This window comes from Actinomadura craniellae (assembly GCF_003289645.1).
GTDB classification, from domain to species: domain Bacteria; phylum Actinomycetota; class Actinomycetes; order Streptosporangiales; family Streptosporangiaceae; genus Actinomadura_D; species Actinomadura_D craniellae.
This window is the reverse complement of the sequence record NZ_QLYX01000015.1, coordinates 159,453-180,101: the sequence shown is the minus strand read 5'-3', so window position 1 is coordinate 180,101 and position 20,649 is coordinate 159,453. Positions and strand designations below refer to the sequence as shown.

Below are 20,649 nucleotides of genomic sequence, written 5' to 3'. Positions count from 1 at the left end.
GGGGAGCCCGGCGGCGCGCGGCCGCCGGGCTCCGGTGCGGGCTACCTCTTCTTGCCGGAGTAGACGGCGACGACCTCCACTTCGACCAGCCAGCCGGCGACCGGCAGGTTCTCGACCTCCAGGGCCGCCCGGGACGGGCGGGCCGCGTTGACGTACATCGGCGGCGCGGGGGCCGCGCTGCCCAGCGGCACCGGGACGGGCTGGCGGGTGACCAGGTCGACGTTGGCGAAGAACTGCCGGTAGGCGCGGTTCCAGCCGTTGAAGTCGGCCACGTCGGCCCCGGGCGGGTTGCTCAGGTAGGCGCGCATCGAGATGACGTCGCGCGGGGTGAGCCCGACCGCCTCCAGGTTGGCCTTGATCTGCTTGAGCGCGTTGATCGCCTGGGCCTCGGTGATCGTGACGCCCGGCGGTAGCGTGCCGCCGGGGAAGTCGATGTAACGCTCGGGGGTGCCGGCCGGAGCGGCGGTGTTGGCCCCCGCCGGGCCCAGCCCACTGGAGGCGTAGGTGGTCGCCGCGGGGCCGATGGCCACCCCGTTGGCGATCAGCGGGTTGGACTGGCCCTCCGGCAGGATCGGCTTGACCTCGTCGTGCTTGGGCGGCCGGAACCACGGGCCGGCCGAGGCGGTGCCCATCGTGCCGACGAGGACGGCGGCGCACACTGCGCCCGCGATGGTGGTCCTGCGCACGGTCATCCCTCGGTCATCCCTTCAGTACGCGCTGGTGGAGTTCGGTGACGACCTTGCGTGCGGACTCGAACGAGCCGTGCTGCCAGGCGATCTCGTAGCTGAGCCAGTCACCCGAGTAGTAGACGTTGCCCTGCGGCTGGTTGAGGAGCTTGTACTCCGCGCCCCGGGACGGCCAGCCGATCCAGCCGCCCTCGATGTGCTCCTGCCGGCTCCAGGAGATCGAGGCGGACGCGGTGATCCCGGTCTTGTACCGCGGTCCGTGGATCTTGGCGCCCTGGTCGAGCGCGCGTGCGAGGCGTTCGGGATGGGTGAGCGCGGCGTACGCGTTGGCCGCGGCGCCGAAGTTGTAGTACCCCACGACCAGCCCGCGCCGGGTGCCGTAGCCGTGCGAGGGGTACCAGATGGTGGACAGGTCCAGGTCGGTGTTGGTGATCCCGCCGTAGATGTCCTCGTCGGTCTCCCACCAGCGGCTGCCGTACTCCAGACCGATCTTGCCGGTGGAGGCGGGAACCGGGGTGGCCAGCGCCGCCTGCACGCTCGCGCCGAGGTTGTGCGGGATCTTGGCGAGGATCTGCGGCGGCAGTGTGGCGATGCAGTAGTCGGCCTCGACCACCCGGGTCCTGCCGTGCTGGACGTACTCGACCTTCACCCCGGACGCCAGGTTGGTGATCTTGGTGACCTTGGCACCGGTGCGGATCTTGTGCTTGCCGAGCGCGTCGGCGAGCGCCCGCGGGATGGCATCCATGCCGCCCACCGGCTGGAACATCAGCATGGCCTGGCTGTAGCCGAACTCGAACGAGAACGAGCGGCCGACCCCGCTGGCGAACACCTCCGACAGGGAGGGCGGCGGGCCGAGCACGGTGCCCACCTGGTCGCCGGCGCCCGGATCGACGGTGTAGCCCCGCCGCTCCGTGCCGGTGTAGGCGTAGCCGGCGGCCTTGTTCCCGATCGCCCCGAAGCCCGACAGGAACGACAGCAGCCGCTCCTTGTCGGTGCTGGTCAGCCGCTGGTCCAGGGCGCCCTGGTCCGTGGCCTTGGCGAGCAGTTCGGAGATGTAGCCGAAAACGTCGGCCTTGGCCGTGCGCCAGCGCACCGGGGCGGTCATCCCGGCCGACTCGTTGTAGATGTAGGCCGAGGCGTTGCTGTTGGTGAAGACCTCCAGCGGGACGCCCAGCTCCCGGCAGTAGTCCATGGTCGTCATCCACTGCGCGATCCGGGCCGGACCGGCGTTGAGATAGACGTCCTTGCTGAACCCGATCCGCTGGGTGGCGCCGCCGATCTCCTCGAGCCGGTCGCCGCCGCGCAGCGTCCGGTTGCGCCCGCCCACCCGGTCCTGGGCCTCCAGGATCGTGCAGTCGTAGCCGGCCTTGCCCAGCTCGTAGGCGGCGGCCAGGCCGGCCACCCCCGCTCCCAGCACCAGCACCTTGGCCGCGCCGCGGCCGCGCAGCCGGAAGTCCGACTGCTGCGGGGGCTGGAAGGGAACCTTTGTGTGGGCCTCCGCGCTGGGCGCCAGTCCCAGCGCGCCCATGGTGGCGAACATCGCCCCCGCGCCACCGGTCGCGCCGACCCGGGTCAGGAAGCCGCGCCTGCTGTACCCCTGTGGTTCTGCCGTCTTCGGCAAGGAACACCTCCAAGAATGAGACGGCAAGGAGTCTTGGAGCGATCTATTACGTACGGAGCACTTTGGGGTAATACGGACATTTCGCGCGACACCCGTAGATGATCAACATGTTTCGACAAGATCACTGCGGGCAGAAGCTGCCAAAATTCAGGCACGCCCGAGCCTCGGGCGGGCGCCCCGCGAAAGCGCCCGCCCGACTCTAGTGCCCTCCCGGCCCGCACCGTGCCGGAAGGAGCCGTACGGATCACTTTTGCTGACTGGCATTGTCAACACGTTTCGGCCCGGGTACGGCCACGTCACGTCCCCGCCGGTGATCCGCCGCGCCACCCTGCCCATGTGAAATCACAGTTAAATCCGCAATACAGGCGTTCCTGGAAGGTGGCCCGGGAAAGTAGCGTCAGGAGCCGTGCTGATCACTCCACACGAGCAAGAACGCCTGCTCATCCACGTGGCCGCCTCGGTCGCCGAGCAGCGGCGGGGGCGCGGGCTCCGGCTGAACTACCCCGAGGCCACCGCGATCATCGCCGTGCACGTCCTGGAAGGGGCGCGCGACGGCCGCAGCGTGGCCGAGCTGATGGAGTCGGGGCGCACCGTGCTCACCCGTGACGACGTGATGGAAGGTGTGCCGGAGATGCTCGACTCCGTGCAGATCGAGGCGACCTTCCCCGACGGCACCAAGCTCGTCACCGTCCACCGGCCGATCCCGTGAGCGGCCCCGCCCCCGGGGCACCCGGGGAGGTCATCCCGGGCGCGGAACCGGTGGAACTCAACCCCGGCCGGCCCCGGATCGCCGTCACCGTGGTCAACACCGGCGACCGGCCGGTGCAGGTCGGCTCGCACTACCACTTCGCCGCCGCCAACCCGGCGCTGGAGTTCGACCGGGCGGCCGCCCGCGGCCACCGGCTCGACGTGCCCGCCGGCACCGCGGTCCGGTTCGAACCTGGCATCACCCGCGAGGTCTCCCTCGTACCGCTGGCCGGGCGCCGGGTCGTCCCGGGCCTCCGCCTCGAAGGCGCCCTCGAAGGCACCCCCGACGACACCGGAGACCTCGATGGCTGAGCTGTCCCGCGCCCGCTACGCGGCCCTGTACGGGCCGACCGCCGGAGACCGGATCCGGCTGGCCGACACGGACCTGTTCATCGAGGTGACCGAGGACCGCAGCCGCGGCCCGGGCGCCGGCGACGAGGCGGTGTTCGGCGGCGGCAAGGTGATCCGCGAGTCGATGGGCCAGTCCCGCGCCACCCGGGCCGAGGGCGCCCCCGACCTGGTGATCACCGGGGTGGTGGTGCTCGACCACTGGGGGATCGTCAAGGCCGACGTGGGCGTGCGCGACGGCCGGATCACCGCGCTCGGCAAGGCCGGCAACCCCGACATCATGGACGGCGTCCACCCCGACCTGGTGATCGGCCCGTCCACCGAGGTGATCGCGGGCAACGGCAGGATCCTGACCGCGGGGGCCGTCGACTCGCACGTCCACCTGATCTGCCCGCAGCAGATCGACGAGGCGCTGGGCGCCGGGGTGACCACGATCATCGGGGGCGGTACCGGCCCGGCCGAGGGCACCAAGGCCACCACGGTCACCCCCGGCTCCTGGTACACCGCGCGCATGCTGGAGGCGCTGGACGGCGTGCCGCTCAACGTGGCGCTGCTCGGCAAGGGCAACACGGTCTCCGCAGCAGGGATGTGGGAGCAGCTGCGCGGCGGGGTGTCCGGGTTCAAGCTGCACGAGGACTGGGGCTCCACGCCCGCCGCGATCGACGCGTGCCTGCGGGTCTGCGACGCGGCCGGGGTGCAGGCGGCGCTGCACACCGACACCCTGAACGAGGCCGGCTACGTCGATTCGACGCTGGCCGCGATCGGCGGCCGGTCGATCCACGCCTACCACACCGAGGGGGCCGGCGGCGGGCACGCACCCGACATCATCACCGTCGCCGCGCACCCGAACGTGCTGCCGTCCTCGACCAACCCGACCCGGCCGCACACCGTGAACACCCTCGACGAGCACCTCGACATGCTCATGGTCTGCCACCACCTGTCGCCCGCGATCCCCGAGGACCTGGCGTTCGCCGAGTCGCGGATCCGGCCGACCACCATGGCCGCCGAGGACGTGCTGCACGACCTGGGCGCGATCTCGATGATCGGTTCGGACTCGCAGGCGATGGGCCGGATCGGCGAGACGGTGCTGCGCACCTGGCAGACCGCGCACGTGATGAAGGCCCGCCGCGGCGCGCTGGAAGGGCCGGCCGACAACCTGCGCGCCCGCCGCTACGTCGCCAAGTACACGATCTGCCCGGCCGTCGCGCACGGCCTGGACGCCGAGGTGGGCTCGGTCGAGCCGGGCAAGCTCGCCGACCTGGTGCTGTGGGACCCGGCGTTCTTCGGGGTCCGGCCGCATGCCGTGCTGAAGGGCGGTGTGATCGCCTGGGCCGCGATGGGCGACGCCAACGCCTCCATCCCGACCCCGCAGCCGGTGCTCCCCCGGCCGATGTTCGGCGCCGCACCGGCGGTGGCGGCGGCCACGTCGGTGCACTTCGTGGCGCCGGCCGCGATCGAGGACGGGCTGGCCGACCGGCTGGCGGTCCGCCGGGCGCTGACGCCGGTCCGCGACACCCGGCGGGTCGGCAAGCTCGACATGCCCCTCAACGACGCGCTCCCCCGCATCGAGGTCGACCCCGACACCTTCACCGTGACGATCGACGGCGACGAGGTGGAGCCCGCCCCGGCGACCGAACTGCCGATGGCCCAGCGGTACTTCCTGTTCTGATGGGCCGCTGACATGGACACCGCGCTGCTGCTGCTCGCCGACTCCCGGCTGCCCGCCGGGGGGCACGCCCACTCGGGCGGGCTGGAACCCGCCGCGGCGGCCGGGGCGGTGACCGGCGTGGCCGACCTGGCGGGCTTCCTGCGCGGCCGGCTGGCCACCTGCGGGCTGGTCGCGGCGGCGCTGGCGGCGGCGGCCTGCGCGCACGCCCGGGAGCACGGCGCGCGATGGGACCTGCTGGACGCCGAGGCGGACGCCCGCACCCCCTCCCCGGCCCAGCGCCGGGCGTCCCGGGCCCAGGGCCGGGCCCTGCTGCGGGTGGTGCGCGGCGCCTGGCCGCATCCGGCGCTGGCCGCGCTGGGCGGCGACCCGCACCATCCGGTGGTGCTGGGCGTGGCCGTCGCCGCGGCCGGCGGCGGGCCGGACCGGGCCGCCGCGATCACCGCCTACGGGTCGGTGACGGGCCCGGCGTCGGCGGCCGTGCGGCTGCTCGGGCTGGACCCGCTGGCGGTGCACCGGGCGCTGGCCGACCTCGCCGCCGAGGTGGACGAGGTGGCCGCGCGGGCGACCACCGCCGCGGCCGGCGGCTGGGCGGAGCTGCCCGCGGCGAGCGCGCCGATGCTCGACCTGTTCGCCGAGTTCCATCTGCAGGCGGACCTGCGCCTGTTCGAATCCTGACCGAGTTCTGAGGGGGACGGCCTTGGGTGCCAACCACGATCACGATCCGCATCCGGCGGCACCGGCGGCGGGCCGGGCCCTGCGGCTGGGCATCGGCGGGCCGGTGGGCAGCGGCAAGACCGCGCTGACCGCCGCGCTGTGCCGGGCGCTGTGCGACGAACTGTCGCTGGCGGTGGTGACCAACGACATCTACACCACCGAGGACGCCGACTTCCTGCGGCGCAACGCGGTGCTGCCCGACGAGCGGATCCGGGCGGTCCGCACGGGCTGCTGCCCGCACACCGCGATCCGCGACGACATCTCCGCCAACCTCGACGCGGTCGAGGCGCTGGAGACCGAGCACGCCCCGCTGGACCTGGTGATCGTGGAGAGCGGCGGCGACAACCTGACCGCCACCTTCAGCCGGGGCCTGGTGGACCGGCAGATCTTCGTCCTGGACGTGTCCGGCGGCGACAAGGTGCCGCGCAAGGGCGGGCCCGGCGTCACCACCGCCGACCTGCTGGTCATCAACAAGGTGGATCTGGCGCCGCTGGTCGGCGCCGACCTCGGCGTGATGGCCCGGGACGCCGAGCGGGTCCGCGGTGACCGCCCGGTGCTGTTCACCTCGCTGCGCGCCGAACCCGGTGCCGCGTCCGTCATCGACTGGGTGCGGGAGATCCGGCACACCGCGGCGGTGGCGTGAGCCCGCCCGCGGCGGGCGGCACGGGTTACCGGGCGCGGGCGGCGGTGACCGCCGAGCGGGACGCGACCGGGCGGACCCGGCTGACCGGGCTGCGCTCGGACGGGCCGCTGGCGCTGCGGGAGACACCGGAGGGGGTCTACCTGGTCGGCGCCGCGGCGGGCCCGCTGGGCGGCGACGACCTGGCTCTCGACCTGACCGTGGGGGCGGGCGCCCGGCTGGCCGTCCGGTCCGCCGCCGCCATGATCGCCCTGCCGGGCCGGGGCGGCGGGTCACGGTTCGCCGTCCGGGCGGCGGTGGGGGCGGACGGGCGGCTCGACTTCGCCCCCGAGCCGACGGTGGCGGCGGCCGGCTGCGACCACCGGTCGGTCGCCGAGATCTCGCTGGCCCGGGGGGCGGTGCTGCGCTGGCGGGAGGAACTGGTGCTGGGCCGGCACGGGGAGGTGGCCGGCCGGCACGTCGCCCGGCTGGACGTGACGGTCGAGGACCGGCCGCTGCTCCGGCACGAGCTGCGGCTGGACGACCCGGCGATCCACGGCGGCCGGGCGGTCCTGGGCGGCGCCACGGCGGTGGGTGGTGTGCTGCTGGCCGGGCCGGGGCTGCATACCGAGCCGTTCGCCGGGGCGGGGCTGGCGGTGTTGCCGCTGGCCGGGCCCGGTGTCCTGGTCACCGCCCTGGCCGCGACCGCCGACGAGCTGCGGCGAAAACTGAGTTACGGCGAATCCCTCGCATCCGGGTAATCTTGATTACAACCCCGAACCGAACTGCGAGGAATCCATGCGCGTTGGCATCCAGGTCCCCAGTTTCAGCTACCCCGGCGGGCCCGAGCAGATCGCCCCGACCTTCGCCCGGATCGCCCAGGACGCCGACCAGGGCGGCCTGGACAGCTTCTGGGTGATGGACCACTTCTTCCAGATCATGGGCGTCGGCGCGGCCGAGGAGCCGATGCTGGAGGGCTACGCGGCGCTGGCGTACGCCGCCGCGCTGACCGAGCGGATCACACTCGGCACCATGGTGACCGGCACCGTCTACCGGCATCCGGGCATCCTGATCAAGACGGTCACCACGATCGACGTGCTGTCGGGCGGGCGGGCCTGGCTGGGCATTGGCGCCGCCTGGAACGAGGAGGAGGCGCGCGGGCTGGGCATCCCCTTCCCGCCGCTCGCCGAGCGGTTCGAGCGGCTGGAGGAGGCGCTGCTGATCGCCCGGCGGATGTGGGCCGGTGACGAGAGCCCGTTCGAGGGCGTCCACCACCGGTTGGAGCGTCCGCTGAACTCCCCGCCGGCGTTGCGCCGCCCGCACCCGCCGATCCTGATCGGCGGCGGGGGCGAGCAGAAGACGCTGCGGTTCGTCGCCGAGTACGCCGACGCCTGCAACCTGTTCGACGCGCCCGAACTGCCGCACAAGCTCGACGTGCTGCGCGAGCACTGCGAGCGCGCGGGCCGCGACTACGCCGACGTGGAGAAGACCGTCCTGTCGATGGCGCCCGCGGGCCTGTCCGCCGAGCAGGCCGTCGAGACCTGCGGCCGGCTGGCCGAGCAGGGCGTCGACCACGTGATCTTCTCCTGTGGCCCCGACGCGCCCGGGGCGGTCGGCACGCTCGCCGAAGCCGCCCCGCAGATCGCGAAGATCGTTCCAGCGGGACGCTGACGCGGGGATCAGCCGGAGAGCAGCGCGTTCATCCGGCCGATCTCGGCGTTCTGGCTGCTGAGAACGTCCTTGGCCAGCGTCTGCACGGTCTGGTCGCCCGGTGTGGCGGCCAGCAGCTCGCGGGCCATCTTCAGCGCCCCCTGGTGATGGGTGATCATCAGGGTCAGGAAGAGCCGGTCGAACTCGGCTCCCCTGGCCGCGCGGAGCTGGGCGAGCTGGGCCTCGGTCGCCATCCCCGGCATGTTCGCGTGCGGGTTCGCCGTGGCCCCGCCGCCGCCGTGCCCGGCGTGGCCGCCGTGCCCGCCCTGGGTGGGGCCGGGGGCCCGGCGCTTCAGCCACGCCTGCATTGCGGAGATCTCCACGGTCTGCGTCTTGTCGATCCGGTCGGCCAGCGACTTGATCTTCGCGTCGGCGGCCTGGCCGGGGGCCAGCGCGGACATCGTCAGGGCCTGCTCGTGGTGCGGGATCATCATCTGGACGAACCGCACGTCCGCCGCGGTGGGCGGAGCCTCCGAGCTCGGGCCGCGCAGGACCGTCTGGTTGGGCTCGCCCGGCTTGCCGGGGGCGATCATCGTCGCCTTGGGCGCTGCCGGCGTGTCGTCCCCACCCCCGCCACTGCACCCGCTACCTGCGGCGATAACCGCAATGACCAGGGCGGACCATCCGACCAGCCGAAATCCCATCAATGCTCCCCGCCCTCGTGTCGTGCCACTCCAAGGACGGGACGCTACCCATTTCGGCCAGCGGACAAAAGGGGCTTATGTATCAAGAGGCTTACAAATCAATGCAGACCTGGCACCCCACCCCGTAACCAGCGATACTCCCGGTGATCACTGTCCCATCACGGGACACCAGCACAAAAGGAGTCGGTGTGGCGCCAGCCTCCAACCCCAAAACGAGACGCAGAACGCTTCTCGGAATCCTCGCCGGCCTCGCCGTGGCACTCACCACGGTCGTCGCGGCCCCCGCGGCCTCGGCGGACGTCCCGCCGGTCGACGGCCAGGTGAGCAGCAACAACATGACCCTGCTGGCCAACGTGCCCAAGCAGGGTGGATTCGCCTCGACCGGAGCGTACAACTCCGACCTGGCGTTCCAGGGCAAGTACGCCTTCGCCGGCAACTACGAGGGCTTCGTCATCTACGACATCAGCAAGCCCGCGAAGCCGACGATCGTCAGCCAGGTGCTCTGCCCCGGCTCGCAGAACGACATCTCGGTCTCAGGGAACCTGTTGTTCCTGTCCACCGACTCCTCCCGCAGCGACACCTCCTGCCAGAGCACGGCGGCGTCCGCCACGCTCAAGGAGTCGTGGGAGGGCATCAAGATCTTCGACATCAGCGACGTCAGCAACCCCAAGTACGTCAAGGCCGTCGAGACCAAGTGCGGCTCGCACACCCACACCCTGGTGCCGGGCAAGGGCGTGGACCGCAACTCGGTGTACGTGTACGTCTCGTCGTACTCGCCGAACGCCACCTTCCCCGACTGCCAGCCGCCGCACGACCAGATCACGGTCATCAAGGTGCCGGTGAAGAACGCCGCGGGCGCCGCGGTGGTGGCCGAGCCGGTGCTGTTCCCGGACGGCGGCAACCCCGGTGAGGACCTGCCCTACCCGGACCGCACCAGCGCCACCACCGGCTGCCACGACCTGACGGTCTACCCCGACGAGGACCTGATGGCGGGCGCCTGCATGGGTGACGGCGCGCTGTTCGACATCTCCAACCCGGTCAAGCCGAAGACGATCGCCACCGTCCGGGACGACAAGAACTTCGCGTTCTGGCACTCGGCCACGTTCAACAGCAAGGCCAACAAGATCGTGTTCACCGACGAGCTCGGCGGCGGCGGCACGGCCACCTGCAACACCACCATCGGGAAGAAGAAGGGCGCCGACGCGATCTACGACATCGTGGGTCACGGCAACAAGCGCCGGCTGGAGTTCCGCAGCTACTACAAGATCTCGCGGGCCAACGCCGACACCGAGAACTGCGTGGCGCACAACGGATCGCTGATCCCGGTCAAGGGCAAGGACATCATGGTCCAGGCCTGGTACCAGGGCGGCATCTCCGTGTGGGACTTCACCAACTCCCGCAAGCCCAAGGAGATCGGCTTCTTCGAGCGCGGGCCGCTCTCCAACACCGAGCTCATCCTGGGTGGCTCGTGGTCGGCGTACTACTACAACGGCTACATCTACTCCAACGACATCCAGAAGGGTCTCGACGTCCTGCAGATCCGCGACAAGCGGACCGACCCGGCCCTCTGGATCAAGCTCAAGGAGCTGAACGTCCAGACCCAGCCGAACTACTTCGGCTGACGAGCTAGCCGGATCGGTCGCATCTCAGGAGCCCCGGACCACCTGGTGGTCCGGGGCTCCGCCTTTTCCCAGGTCAGGGACGAATACCCACGTCAAAGGCCGCCTATACCCGATTTTGGCTACTGGACGAAAGGGTCTTTTATCTCAAGAGGCTTACAAATCAATGCAGACCTGGCACCTCACCCCGTAACCAGCGATACTCCCGGTGATCACTGTCCCATCACGGGTTAACTGGACAAAGGAGTCAGTGTGGCGCCAGCTCGCACCTACAGAACTCGACGCAGAACACTGCTCGGAACGCTCACCGCCCTGGTCGTGGCCTTCAGCACGATCCTCGCGGCGCCTCCGGCCGCGGCGGACATCCCGCCGGTCGACGGCCAGGTGAGCAGCAACAACATGACCCTGCTGGCCAACATCCCCAAGCAGGGCGACTTCGCCTCGACGGCGGCGCTCAACTCCGACCTGGCGTTCAAGGGCAAGTACGCCTACGCCGGAAACTACAACGGCTTCGTCATCTACGACATCAGCAAGCCCTCGAAGCCGACGATCGTCAGCCAGGTGCTCTGCCCCGGCTCGCAGAACGACATCTCCATCTCGGGGAACCTGCTGTTCCTGTCCACCGACTCCTCCCGCAGCGACAACTCCTGCCAGAGCGTCGCCAAGCCGGTCACCGACCCGACCGCCTGGGAGGGCATCAAGATCTTCGACATCAGCGACCCCGCCAACCCGCAGTACGTCAAGGCCGTCGAGACCGACTGCGGCTCGCACACCCACACCCTGGTGCCGGGCAAGGGCGTGGACCGCAACTCGGTGTACGTGTACGTCTCGTCGTACCTGCTGGGCGACACCTCGGTCGGGGCGGACTGCAAGTACCCCTTCGACCAGATCACGATCATCAAGGTGCCGACCAAGAACCCGACGGGCGCCGCGGTGGTGGCCGAGCCGGTGCTGTTCCCGGACGGTGGCAACCCGGGCGGTGGCTCCACCACCTACCCGACCACCGGCTGCCACGACCTGACGGTCTACCCCGACAAGGACCTGATGGCGGGCGCCTGCATGGGTGACGGCGCGCTGTTCGACGTGTCCAACCCGGCCAAGCCGAAGCTCATCGACGTCGTACGTGACACGGTGAACTTCGCGTTCTGGCACTCGGCCTCGTTCAACAACAAGGCCAACAAGATCGTGTTCACCGACGAGCTCGGCGGCGGCGGCGCGGCCACCTGCAACCCGACGATCGGCCCGAACCGCGGCGCCAACGCGATCTACGACATCGTGGGGCACGGCAAGAAGGCCGAGCTGAAGTTCCGCAGCTACTACAAGATCTCGCGGGCCAACGCCGACACCGAGAACTGCGTGGCGCACAACGGGTCGCTGATCCCGGTCAAGGGCAAGGACATCATGGTCCAGGCCTGGTACCAGGGCGGCATCTCCGTGTGGGACTTCACCAACTCCCGCAAGCCCTACGAGATCGGCTTCTTCGAGCGCGGGCCACTCTCGGACACCCAGATGATCACGGGTGGTTCGTGGTCGGCGTACTACTACAACGGCTACATCTACTCCAACGACATCCAGAAGGGCCTGGACGTCCTGCAGATCCGGGACAAGCGGACCGACCCGGCCCGCTGGATCAAGCTCAAGGAGCTGAACGTCCAGACCCAGCCGAACTACTTCGACTGATCGGCTAGCCGGACTGGCCGCTCACGACCAGGAGCCCCGGATCGCTCGCGGTCCGGGGCTCCGCCCGTTCCGGAACGGGCGGGGTGAACACCCACTTCTTGTACGACCAGTAGCGGAAGCCCGCGCCCAGCCCCAGCCCGGCCAGCAGGGCCAGGTTGTAGGCCAGCGCGCCCTCCAGGCCCAGCGTGTAGTGGGTGAAGGCGGTGCAGCACACCTGGATCGCCATCCCGACGCCGTTCAGCCCGAAGAACACGGCGACCTCGCGGCCGCTGCCCGCGCTGTCGCGGTGCCGGAAGGTCAGATGCCGGTTGGCCAGGTAGGACACCGACGTGGAGATGACGTTCGACAGCAGTGTGGCCAGCACCGGCCCGGCGTCGAACGAGGTGCGCAGCAGGTTGGCGCCCAGGAAGGAAATGAGCGTGCCGATACCGCCGACGAACCCGAACGTCGCGAGTTCCCGGAGGAAGAAGGAGACTGAGGAGCCCGTCGCGGCCCTCGGCAGAGTGCTCACCGCGCCTGACCATACAGGATCATGGGCCCGGATCGTGACATCCTCGGGACATCTCACTGTTCTCCCTGGCCGGTGCGGGCGTCCACCGCCCAAACCCATCCGACGCTCCCGATGATCACTCGGTCGCCCGCCACCGCGACCGGGGCGGGCGGCGCGTCCACCGGGCTCAGCGAGTCCCCGAGCGCCCACTGCGACCGTCCGGCCACGACGTCGTACGCCTCGACCCGGCGCCCGCCGAGCCCCGCGACCAGCAGCGCACCGTGGACGGCGGGCGGGGAGAACCGGGCGTCCGGCCCGGCCAGGCCCACCCGGACGGCGCCCGCACGCCCGTCGAGGAGGGTGAGCCCGTCCGGCCCGCCGAACCAGAGCCCGTCCTGCACCGGCAGGACGGGCGCGTCACCCTCGTCCGGACGTTCCGGCCCGGGGTCGAGTGTGGCGATCGTCACCCAGCGGATCCGCCCCCGCGCGGCGTCGATCCCCGCCACGAAGCCCAGCGGCGGGGTGAGGTGCGGGATGCCGGCCGCGTAAACCGTCCCGTCCACGGCCGCCGCCACCGTCACGGCGCCACCCCGGTCGGGCCAGTCGGGATGCCACTGTTCCGGGTTCACCCGCCAGCGCACCTTGCCGTTGCGCGCCTTGAACGCCAGCAGCGCCCCGTCGGCGAAGCCCACGACCACCAGATCACCGATGGTCGCCGGTGCCGACAGCCGCGACTCCGTCTCGATCCGCCAGCGCTCGGCGCCCGTACGGGCGTCCAGCACCCGCAGCGAGCGGCCCCAGCGGGGGGTGTCGCCGAGCACGCAGACCCGGTCGGCGTCGGCCGCGGGCAGGCTCGGGATCACCCCCGGGCACTGCCAGCGCTCGCCGCCGGTCCGGACGTCCAGCGCCCGCACCCGGCCGCCGCCGGTGACGTAAATGGTGTCGCCGGCCACCCGGAACGGCCCCGGCGTACCGGTGTCGTGGCACCACAGCTGCCGGCCCGACGCCGCGTCCAGCGCGTAGACCGCGGAGCCGCATCCGGCGTACACCGCTCCCCCGGCCACCGCCAGCCGCGCCACCGTGCCGTCCACCTCGGCCCGCCACGGGCTCCGGTCCACGTCCACCACTCTTTTGTTCTCCCGCCCGCCCCGAGAACTTGGACAAGGAGGACACAGACTAGGGCCGTCCCGGCCCGGTGGGCTACCGCCTGGCGCGCAGTCTGCGGTAGCGGGCGGTGGCGGAGGTGTCGGTGAGCGAGGCGATCTGGTCGACCACCGCGCGCAGCCGGCCCGCGTCGTCGGCCGCCGCCTGGTGCGCCGCGCTGAACGCCGGGTCCAACGACCCGGGGGCGCCCGCGATCAGCATGTCGGCCAGTTCCATGATCAGCTCGCGCTGCCGGGCCCGGTTGGCCTCGTGACTGATCCACACATAGTGCGCGGTGACCCCCTTGAGCAGGGAGCACTCCAGCCGCTGCCGCCGCGGCAGCACCAGGTCGGCGGTGTGCCGGGTCAGCGGCCGGTCGCCGTACGCCTGCCGGGTGGCGTCCTCGGCGGCCATGCAGAACCGGCCGATCAGCGTGCTGGTGAGGTTCTTCAGCGCGGCGAGCGAGCGCGGGGTGCCGTCGTAGCCGGTGGGCCAGTAGGGCTCGGCCAGCAGGTCGACGAACCGCTCCTCCAGTTCCGCCAGTTCGGCGTCCGGGCAGTACAGCTTGGCCGCGGTCTCGGCGACCAGGCGGCGCTCCGCCGGGTCGGCCAGCCGGCCGAAGTCGACGTGCCCGGCGACGAGCGCATCCTCCAGGTCGTGCACCGAGTAGGCCACGTCGTCGGCCCAGTCCATTACCTGGGCCTCGAAGCAGGTGCGGCCGGCCGGGGCGCCCTCCCGGACCCACTCGGCCACCGGCAGGTCGTCGTCGTAGATGCCGTACGCGCGGCCCTTGGCCTCGGACCGCCGCCAGGGATACTTCATCACCCCGTCGAGCGTCGCCCGGGTCAGGTTGAGCCCGACGCTGCGGCCGTCGGCCGTGAAGGACTTGGGCTCCAGCCGGGTCAGGATGCGCAGGCTCTGCGCGTTGCCCTCGAAGCCGCCGCAGCCTTCGGCGACGACGTCGAGCGCGGCCTCACCGTTGTGGCCGAACGGCGGGTGTCCGATGTCGTGGGCCAGGCAGGCGGTCTCCACCAGGTCGGGGTCGCAGCCCAGCGACTTGCCCAGTTCCCGGCCGACCTGGGCGCACTCCAGGGAGTGGGTGAGCCGGGTGCGCAGGAAGTCGTCCGCCCACGGATCGGCCACCTGGGTCTTGGCCGCCAGCCGGCGCAGTGCCGCGCTGTGCAGTACCCGGGCGCGGTCGCGCTCGAACGCGGTGCGGTCGCGGCGCTTGGCGGGCTCCGGCGCCCTGCGCTGCCGGTCGTCGTCGGTATATCCGTTCATCGTCTTCGCAGGATAGGCCGCCGCCATGACCTGAGGGTGAGATCTCCATGTCGCCGGAGCGTCACTTGGCCGCCGTCTCTCCCGGTTCGCGCACGCTGCGACCGAGCAGGACGTAGGAGAGGTATCCGCCCGTCTCGCGGATGATGTAGTTGATCTGGGTGTCGCGGGTCTGCACGCTCGGGCCGCTGCGGGTGGGCGAGGCGGCGGCCTCGATCCCGTGGTCGGAGGCCATCTTCTTGGAGCGCAGGCCGTGCCAGGGGTCGGTGACGATCACGGCGGAGTCCCAGCGGAGCTGCGCGAACCGCCGGCCGGCGGCCTGCATGCTCTGCAGCGTGTCGGAGCCCTCGGGCACCGCCACCACCCGGTTGGCGGGCACCCCGGCCTTGATCAGCCAGTTCCGTCCGGCGGCGGCCTCGGTGAAGTTGTCGCCGGGCCGCTTGCCGCCGACCGTGACGATCGCCGGGGCCACGCCCTTGCGGTAGAGGTTCAGCGCGTGTTGCAGCCGCCACCGCAGGATCTCGGAGGGGACGCCGTTGTACTGCGCGGCGCCCAGCACGAGGATCGCATCGGACCTGGGTGTTTCGTTCTGTCGGGCCTGGTACCAGACACGCCAGCCGACGGTCAGGGGGGTCAGCACGGCGATCGCGAGCAGGGCGAGCACCACGCCCATCGTCCAGCCCAGCCAGCGCCGGACCCGTCGCCGCCGGGGGCGTGATTCGGCCCGCTCCGGCTCCTGCGGCCCCTCGGAGTCCGGCAGCTCGATTTCCAAGGTCATTGCACTTCCCACGGTACGTTAGATGTACCGCCGGAGGCGTCCGGTTCGCCGGTTCCCAGCCGGGTTTCGGGGCGCCGGCGGTGACCGCCGGCGCCCCGGAGCGCTACGCGATCGTGGCCCGGCCCGCCTCCAGCCGGGCCACCGGGATGCGGAACGGCGAACAGGAAACGTAGTCCAACCCCACCTCATGACAGAAGTGCACCGAGTCAGGGTCTCCACCGTGCTCACCGCAGATGCCCAGCTTGATGTCCGGCCGGGTGCGGCGGCCCTCGTCCACGGCGATCCGCACCAGCCGGCCGACCCCGTCGCGGTCGAGGGTCTCGAACGGCGACACCCCGAAAACGCCCAGCTCCAGGTAGCGGCTGAAGAAGGACGCCTCCACGTCGTCGCGGGAGAAACCCCACGTCGTCTGGGTGAGGTCGTTGGTGCCGAAGGAGAAGAACTCCGCGGCCTCGGCGATCTGCCCGGCCGTCAGCGCCGCCCGGGGCAGCTCGATCATGGTGCCGATCAGTGCGGGCACATCTACCCCGGTGGCCTCCGCCACCTCGGCGAGCACCCCGGCGGCCTCCTCGCGGATGGCCTCCAGTTCCTGCACGGCGCCCACCAGCGGGATCATGATCTCCGGCCGCGGGTCGCCGCCCGCGGCCCTGCGCTCGGCCGCGGCCTCCGCGATCGCCCGTACCTGCATGGCGAACAGGCCGGGGATGACCAGGCCCAGCCGGACCCCGCGCAGGCCGAGCATGGGGTTCTGCTCGTGCAGCCGGTGCACGGCTTCCAGCAGCCGGCGGTCGGCGGGGTCCGCCGCGTCCCCGGCCAGGGCCACCTTGACCGACAGCTCGGTCAGGTCGGGCAGGAACTCGTGCAGCGGCGGGTCGATCAGGCGGACCGTCACCGGCAGGCCGTCCATCGCGGTGAAGATGCCGACGAAGTCGGCCCGCTGCAGCGGCGCGAGCCCGCCGAGGGCGGTGGCCCGCTCCTCGTCCGTGTCGGCCAGGATCAGCTGCTCCACCAGCCGGCGGCGGTCGCCGAGGAACATGTGCTCGGTGCGGCACAGCCCGATGCCCTGCGCGCCGAACCGGCGGGCCCGTCCCGCGTCCTCGGGGTTGTCGGCGTTGGCGCGGACCGCCATCCGCCGGCGCTCGTCGGCGTGGGCCATGATCCGGTCCACCGCCCGGACGAGTTCGTCGCCGTCGGCGACGGCCAGCCGGCCCTCGAAGTACTGCACCACCGGGGAGTCCATGACCGGGACCTCGCCGAGGTAGATCGCCCCGCTGGTGCCGTCGATGGAGATGACGTCGCCCTCCCGGACCGTCACCCCGCCGGGGGCGGTGAAGACGCGGTTCTTGACGTCGACGTCGAGTTCCTCGGCGCCGCACACGCAGGTCTTACCCATCCCGCGGGCGACCACCGCGGCGTGCGAGGTCTTGCCGCCGCGCGAGGTGAGCACGCCCTGGGCGGCGACCATGCCGGCCAGGTCGTCGGGCGTGGTCTCGCGGCGGACCAGGATCGCCTTCTCGCCCGCGGCGGCGAGCTCGGTGGCCCGCTCGGAGGAGAACACCGCCTGGCCGACGGCCGCGCCGGGCGAGGCGTTCATGCCTTTGGCGATCTGCTCCTTGTCGGCGGAGTCGTCGAAGCGGGGGAACATCAGCTGGGCGAGCTGGTGCCCGGTGACCCGGCGGACGGCCTCGTCAATGGTGATGAGGCCCTGGTCCACGAGCTGGGTGGCGATGCAGAACGCCGCCGCGGCGGTCCGCTTGCCCACCCGGGTCTGGAGCATCCACAGCCGGCCGCGCTCGATGGTGAACTCGATGTCGCACAGGTCGCGGTAGTGGTTCTCCAGCGTCTCCATGATGCCGAGCAACTGGTCGTAGGACGCCTTGTCGATGCGCTCCAGCTCGGTCAGCGGGACGGTGTTGCGGATACCGGCCACCACGTCCTCGCCCTGGGCGTTCTGCAGGTAGTCGCCGTAGATGCCCTGCTGCCCGGAGGCCGGGTCGCGGGTGAACGCCACACCGGTGCCGGAGTCCATGCCCAGGTTGCCGAAGACCATCGAGCAGATGTTGACGGCGGTGCCCACATCGGCCGGGATGCGCTCCTGGCGCCGGTAGAGGATCGCCCGGGGCGCGTTCCAGGACTCGAAGACCGCGCGCACCGCCAGGTCCATCTGCTCCCGCGGGTCGGCGGGGAAGTCCCGGCCGGCCTGCTCGCGGACGATGTCCTTGTAGACCTGGACGAGCTTCTTGAAGTCCGCGGTGTCCAGGTCCAGGTCACTGTCGGTGCCTTTGGTGGCCTTGGCGTCGTCGATGGCCTCCTCGAACAGGTCGCCGTCGATGTCGAGGACGGTCTTGCCGAACATCTGGATGAGACGGCGGTAGGAGTCCCACGCGAAGCGTTCGTCGCCGGCCTGGGCGGCAAGGCCGTGCACGGACTCATCGTTGAGTCCGATATTCAGGACAGTCTCCATCATCCCCGGCATACTGAACTTGGCGCCGGAACGTACGCTGACGAGCAGCGGGTCGTCCGGCTGGCCGAGTCGCTTGCCCATCTGCTTCTCGAGCGCCGCCAGGTGCTCGTCCGTTTCGGCTTGGAGGCCCTCAGGGACACTCCCGTGCTCAAGGTAGTGACGGCAGGCCTCCGCAGTGATCGTGAACCCAGGAGGCACTGGCAGACCGAGATTGGTCATCTCGGCCAGGTTGGCGCCCTTGCCACCCAGCAGATCCTTGAGGTCCTTGTTACCCTCAGTGAAGTCGTAAACGAACTTCGGCACGAGGAGCTCCTTTTCGCTCCGGTATCCACCCTTGTGCCCGGACTGTACCCGCGATGTCGACCTTCGTTTGCCGCCCGTCTACCTACCGCAAGTTTCCGCAGGTCAGCCATGGCATAGTGGTCTATTCCAATAGGGACATTCCAGACAGATTGCAAAATAAACACGAACGATCAAGTGCCATAGAGGGTGTGGTGAAGGGGGAAACATGGACCGGGGAGGTGAGGCCGTGAGGCCAATGGTCGCGGGGAGCCAGGCGGGAGAACCGTTCGCTCCGATTGCCGACTTCGGGTTCCTCTCGGACTGCGAGGCGACCGCGTTGGTCGCCCCGAGCGGCAACATCGAGTGGATGTGCCTGCCGAGGATCGACTCACCCAGCGTCTTCGGATCGATCCTCGACCGGGACGCGGGCTACTTCCGGGTCGGCCCGGCCGGCGTGGAGGTACCGGCGGCACAGCGGTACATCCCGGGCACCATGGTCATGGAGACCACCTGGTGGACCCACGGCGGCTGGCTGGTGGTGACCGACGCCCTGCTGATGGGCCCGTGGCACCACGAAACGGAACGTTCCCACACCCACCGGCGGGCCCCCACCGACTACGACGCCGACCACGTGCTGCTGCGCATGGTGCGCTGCGTCAACGGCCAGGTGCAGGTGCGGCTCGACTGCATGCCCGTGTTCGACTACGGGCGCAAGCCGGCCCACTGGGAGCACACCGGGGCGGGCTATCACGAGGCGGTCGCCCGCGGAAACGGCGTTGACCTGCGGCTGACCACCGACATGAACGTGGGCTTCGAGGGCTCGCTGGCCACCGCCCGCACCCTGCTCAAGCAGGGAGAGACCCGGTTCGCCGCGCTGTCGTGGAGCGAGCACCCCCCGCCGCGCACCTACGAGGCGGCCTACGAGCGGCTGACCTGGACCGTGCACCACTGGCAGCACTGGCTGGACCGGGGCCGCTTCCCCGACCACCCCTGGCGGAGCCACCTGCAGCGCAGCGCCCTCACCCTCAAGGGCCTGACCTACGCGCCGACCGGCGCGGTGGCCGCCGCGGCGACGACCTCGCTGCCCGAATGCCCCAAGGGCGACCGGAACTGGGACTACCGCTACACCTGGATCCGCGACTCGACGATGGCCCTGTGGGCGTTCTACACGCTCGGCTTCGACTGGGAGGCCAACGACTTCTTCTACTTCATCACCGATGTGGCCGAGGCCGCCGACGGGCGGCTGCAGATCATGTACGGGGTGGACGGGCGTGCCGAGCTGCCCGAGCAGACGCTCGACCATCTGACGGGCTATGACGGCGCGCAGCCGGTGCGCGTCGGCAACGAGGCGTACATGCAGGCGCAGCACGACGTGTGGGGCGCGATCATTGGATCGATCTACCTGTTCGTGCGCAAGCGCGACCGGCTCGACGACCGGCTGTGGAAGATCGTGGTCAAGCAGGTCGAGGACGCGCTGGCGAACTGGCGCACCCCCGACTGCGGGATGTGGGAGGTGCGCGGGGCGCCGCAGCACTTCACCTCCTCCAAGGTGTTCTGCTGGGTGGCGGCCGAGCGCGGCGCCCGGCTGGCCCGGATCCGCGGCGACGAGGAGCGGGCGCTGCGCTGGCAGGAGGCCGCCGACGAGATCCACGCCGATGTGCTGGCGAACGCGCTCGACGCCCGCGGCGTCTTCGCCTCGCACTACGGCGCCACCACGCTGGACGCCTCGGCACTGCTCATCGCGCTGCTGGGATTCCTGCCCCCGGACGACAAGCGGGTCCGGGAGACGGTGCTGGCCATCGCCGACGAGCTCACCGAGGACGACCTCGTGCTGCGCTACCGCAACGAGGAGACCGACGACGGCTTCGCCTGCGAGGAGGGCACGTTCACCATCTGCTCGTTCTGGCTGGTGAGCTCGCTCGTCATGATCGGGGAGCTGGACCGCGCCAGGGCGCTGTGCGAGAAGCTGCTGTCCTACGCCAGCGGGCTGCAGCTGTACGCCGAGGAGATCGACCCGCACACGGGACGGCATCTGGGCAACTTCCCGCAGGCGTTCACCCATCTGGCGCTGATCAACGCGGTGATGCAGGTCATCCAGGCCGAGCGCGGCGAGGAGCCCGGCCCGCTGAGCTGACCGCCGGGCACGTGCGGCCGCCC

18 protein-coding genes are annotated in these 20,649 nt (G+C 70.9%); 10 read left to right on the top strand and 8 right to left on the bottom strand.

The window, feature by feature from the left end; translation table 11 throughout:
* Nucleotides 1-41: 41 nt before the first annotated feature.
* Nucleotides 42-692 (bottom strand): Rid family hydrolase, encoded by a 651-nt coding sequence (locus tag DPM19_RS27575; RefSeq protein WP_111870964.1) that lies wholly within the window; start codon nucleotides 690-692, stop codon nucleotides 42-44.
* Between the two features lie 7 nt (nucleotides 693-699).
* Complete coding sequence (locus DPM19_RS27570) at nucleotides 700-2,307, bottom strand: flavin monoamine oxidase family protein (RefSeq protein ID WP_111870963.1); 1,608 nt, start codon at nucleotides 2,305-2,307, stop codon at nucleotides 700-702.
* A 406-nt stretch (nucleotides 2,308-2,713) separates the two neighbouring features.
* Between DPM19_RS27570 and DPM19_RS27565 the strand changes: the two genes are divergently transcribed.
* From DPM19_RS27565 to DPM19_RS27535, 7 genes are read left to right on the top strand one after another with little or no spacing between them, the layout of a single operon-like run.
* Nucleotides 2,714-3,016, top strand: a complete 303-nt coding sequence (locus tag DPM19_RS27565; RefSeq protein ID WP_111870962.1) for an urease subunit gamma — start codon at nucleotides 2,714-2,716, stop codon at nucleotides 3,014-3,016.
* A complete protein-coding gene (locus DPM19_RS27560; protein WP_111870961.1) occupies nucleotides 3,013-3,366 on the top strand; it encodes an urease subunit beta in 354 nt (117 codons plus the stop codon). The genes DPM19_RS27565 and DPM19_RS27560 overlap by 4 nt, the downstream gene beginning before the upstream one ends.
* A complete protein-coding gene (locus tag DPM19_RS27555) occupies nucleotides 3,359-5,071 on the top strand; it encodes an urease subunit alpha (RefSeq protein WP_111870960.1) in 1,713 nt (570 codons plus the stop codon). The genes DPM19_RS27560 and DPM19_RS27555 overlap by 8 nt, the downstream gene beginning before the upstream one ends.
* A gap of 12 nt (nucleotides 5,072-5,083) precedes the next feature.
* Complete coding sequence (locus DPM19_RS27550; protein WP_111870959.1) at nucleotides 5,084-5,746, top strand: urease accessory protein UreF; 663 nt, start codon at nucleotides 5,084-5,086, stop codon at nucleotides 5,744-5,746.
* A gap of 22 nt (nucleotides 5,747-5,768) precedes the next feature.
* Nucleotides 5,769-6,428: an urease accessory protein UreG gene (gene ureG / locus DPM19_RS27545; protein ID WP_111870958.1), complete on the top strand. Its 660-nt coding sequence runs from the start codon at nucleotides 5,769-5,771 to the stop codon at nucleotides 6,426-6,428.
* Complete coding sequence (locus DPM19_RS27540; RefSeq protein ID WP_111870957.1) at nucleotides 6,425-7,165, top strand: urease accessory protein UreD; 741 nt, start codon at nucleotides 6,425-6,427, stop codon at nucleotides 7,163-7,165. The genes ureG and DPM19_RS27540 overlap by 4 nt, the downstream gene beginning before the upstream one ends.
* A gap of 37 nt (nucleotides 7,166-7,202) precedes the next feature.
* Nucleotides 7,203-8,075, top strand: a complete 873-nt coding sequence (locus DPM19_RS27535) for an LLM class F420-dependent oxidoreductase (protein WP_111870956.1) — start codon at nucleotides 7,203-7,205, stop codon at nucleotides 8,073-8,075.
* Between the two features lie 8 nt (nucleotides 8,076-8,083).
* On the opposite strand, the gene DPM19_RS27530 is transcribed toward DPM19_RS27535, so the two are convergent.
* Nucleotides 8,084-8,647: a DUF305 domain-containing protein gene (locus DPM19_RS27530; RefSeq protein ID WP_199485311.1), complete on the bottom strand. Its 564-nt coding sequence runs from the start codon at nucleotides 8,645-8,647 to the stop codon at nucleotides 8,084-8,086.
* 365 nt (nucleotides 8,648-9,012) lie between these two features.
* On the opposite strand from DPM19_RS27530, the gene DPM19_RS27525 reads away from it, so the two are divergent.
* Together DPM19_RS27525 and DPM19_RS27520 are read left to right on the top strand one after the other, a co-directional pair.
* Nucleotides 9,013-10,380: an LVIVD repeat-containing protein gene (locus DPM19_RS27525; RefSeq protein WP_233510794.1), complete on the top strand. Its 1,368-nt coding sequence runs from the start codon at nucleotides 9,013-9,015 to the stop codon at nucleotides 10,378-10,380.
* Between the two features lie 249 nt (nucleotides 10,381-10,629).
* On the top strand, nucleotides 10,630-12,057 hold the full coding sequence (locus tag DPM19_RS27520) for an LVIVD repeat-containing protein (RefSeq protein ID WP_233510793.1): 1,428 nt from the start codon (nucleotides 10,630-10,632) through the stop codon (nucleotides 12,055-12,057).
* Nucleotides 12,058-12,061: 4 nt separating this feature from the next.
* Here DPM19_RS27520 and DPM19_RS27515 read toward each other — a convergent pair whose 3' ends face one another.
* The 5 genes from DPM19_RS27515 to ppdK form a co-directional block, all read right to left on the bottom strand.
* Nucleotides 12,062-12,568, bottom strand: coding sequence for a GtrA family protein (locus tag DPM19_RS27515; protein ID WP_233510791.1), 507 nt, complete (start codon nucleotides 12,566-12,568; stop codon nucleotides 12,062-12,064).
* A gap of 53 nt (nucleotides 12,569-12,621) precedes the next feature.
* Nucleotides 12,622-13,665, bottom strand: a complete 1,044-nt coding sequence (locus tag DPM19_RS27510) for a PQQ-binding-like beta-propeller repeat protein (protein ID WP_158566913.1) — start codon at nucleotides 13,663-13,665, stop codon at nucleotides 12,622-12,624.
* Between the two features lie 82 nt (nucleotides 13,666-13,747).
* Nucleotides 13,748-14,971: a deoxyguanosinetriphosphate triphosphohydrolase gene (locus DPM19_RS27505; RefSeq protein ID WP_111871000.1), complete on the bottom strand. Its 1,224-nt coding sequence runs from the start codon at nucleotides 14,969-14,971 to the stop codon at nucleotides 13,748-13,750.
* Between the two features lie 61 nt (nucleotides 14,972-15,032).
* Nucleotides 15,033-15,746, bottom strand: coding sequence for a YdcF family protein (locus DPM19_RS27500; protein ID WP_111870951.1), 714 nt, complete (start codon nucleotides 15,744-15,746; stop codon nucleotides 15,033-15,035).
* A gap of 103 nt (nucleotides 15,747-15,849) precedes the next feature.
* Nucleotides 15,850-18,513, bottom strand: a complete 2,664-nt coding sequence (ppdK, locus tag DPM19_RS27495; protein WP_111870950.1) for a pyruvate, phosphate dikinase — start codon at nucleotides 18,511-18,513, stop codon at nucleotides 15,850-15,852.
* A 235-nt stretch (nucleotides 18,514-18,748) separates the two neighbouring features.
* On the opposite strand from ppdK, the gene DPM19_RS27490 reads away from it, so the two are divergent.
* Nucleotides 18,749-20,626 (top strand): glycoside hydrolase family 15 protein, encoded by a 1,878-nt coding sequence (locus DPM19_RS27490; protein WP_111870949.1) that lies wholly within the window; start codon nucleotides 18,749-18,751, stop codon nucleotides 20,624-20,626.
* Nucleotides 20,627-20,649 lie beyond the last annotated feature (23 nt).